This window comes from Nocardia sp. NPDC058480, assembly GCF_042720495.1.
Lineage (GTDB): Bacteria > Actinomycetota > Actinomycetes > Mycobacteriales > Mycobacteriaceae > Nocardia.
Genome location: NZ_JBHXMN010000035.1, coordinates 1 through 1359, shown reverse-complemented (window position 1 = coordinate 1359; position 1359 = coordinate 1). Strand labels below are relative to the sequence as shown.

At 63.5% G+C, this 1359-nt stretch carries 2 protein-coding genes; one reads left to right on the top strand and one right to left on the bottom strand.

Features of this window, described 5'->3' with window-relative positions:
- Window positions 1-85: 85 nt before the first annotated feature.
- Window positions 86-217 (bottom strand): hypothetical protein, encoded by a 132-nt coding sequence (locus ACFWO8_RS33120; RefSeq protein ID WP_378974772.1) that lies wholly within the window; start codon window positions 215-217, stop codon window positions 86-88.
- Window positions 218-496: 279 nt separating this feature from the next.
- Here ACFWO8_RS33120 and ACFWO8_RS33115 point away from each other — a divergent pair, with 279 nt between their 5' ends.
- Window positions 497-1312: a TIGR02391 family protein gene (locus ACFWO8_RS33115; RefSeq protein ID WP_378974769.1), complete on the top strand. Its 816-nt coding sequence runs from the start codon at window positions 497-499 to the stop codon at window positions 1310-1312.
- The last annotated feature ends 47 nt before the right edge of the window (window positions 1313-1359 follow it).

Below are 1359 nucleotides of genomic sequence, written 5' to 3'. Positions count from 1 at the left end.
GTCGGTGTAGTTCTTCTTGGGCATCGGGTAGATCTTCTCGCTTTTCTGGTCTGAGACCAAGATCAAGCGTGTCCATCACCCGGGGTCAAGGCCCGAAAGCCTTGTCGTCCTCGTCCAGGTCGCTGCCCCGCTCGGGCTGTTCAGGTGGGTTCCGAATCTGACGAAGCCGCCACAGTTCCAGCTCGCGCTGTGCCTCCTCGAACACCTTCAACTCCACAGGTCGATTCTCCTCTCCCGACAAGGACTGCCGCCCGACCCAAGCCCACAATAGGGAGTAGGTCGAGAGTTCTGCGACCTCGTCATCTTGCCTCGCCAGCAGCACATTGCGCCGGAGTCGTCTCTGCCCGCTGACCTTCCGTGATTCAGCGACACGCCCGCGCCGCCGGTTCCGCGTGAGAGTCGGGGCTTGCACACCGGCAGACGACCGTGCCCGGATGGTCGCGCCGGCGCAGAGAATTCGCTCGATAAGGTCCATCAGGTCACGTACCGTGGCTCGGTGGGCAAGTATGAGACTCCTGCGCGCCTCCGCGCTGTCCTCGCTGACGTCGAGCGATTCCGAGCGGCGTTCGAGGCGTGGGCTTCCCTGCACGTGTGGGTGCAGAAGAATTCCAACGGTGCAGGCGAGTACGAGGTTCGAGACGGTGTCCCGTCCGGGGCTCTCAGCAGGGCACGACGGGACGTCGCGGTAGCAGCAGGCCGAGCTGGCCTCGCCGCGTCGATTGTTATGGATAGCCCGTTCTACGACAGCAACGGATGGAACGCCGATCAGAACCTCATCCACCGCTGGCAAGCCGTCGCATACAACACCCGGATCGAAGAGATCCTGGACTACACCGACATGCTCGCCGGTCAAATTGCGGCGCTCGTTCAGAACGCTGAACACGACACCCCACCCCAACTCGGTCCTACTGAACTTCATGCACTGATCTGGGGCGCCGCAAAGAAGCTCTGGCAGATCGGCGAGTATCGGCGCGCGGTGTCTTCCGCTGCCGATGCCGTGGAGTGGTACGGCCGCCAGCAGACCAGCCGCCATGACATCGAGGGCGTAGTGGTATGGCAGGAAGCGTTCTCAGACAAGGCGCCCGAGCCGGGTCGACCGCGTCTGCGCTGGCCTGGCGACCCAAAACACAAGTCGGTCACCTCGATGAACCGAGGGCTCCTCGGCTTCGGTGTGGGCGTGCAGCAAACGATCCGGAACCAAGCCGCACACGGGCAGGGCGAGCAAGAGTACACGCCTCAGGAGGCCCTGGAGCGACTCGGCGCGCTTAGTGGTCACGCCCGTAAGTCGTTCGGGGGTCAGTGTCCGAGGTAGAGATCGCAGGCGCAGTCAAGGGCTTCCTGGGGGCTGCCTGCGGTGAA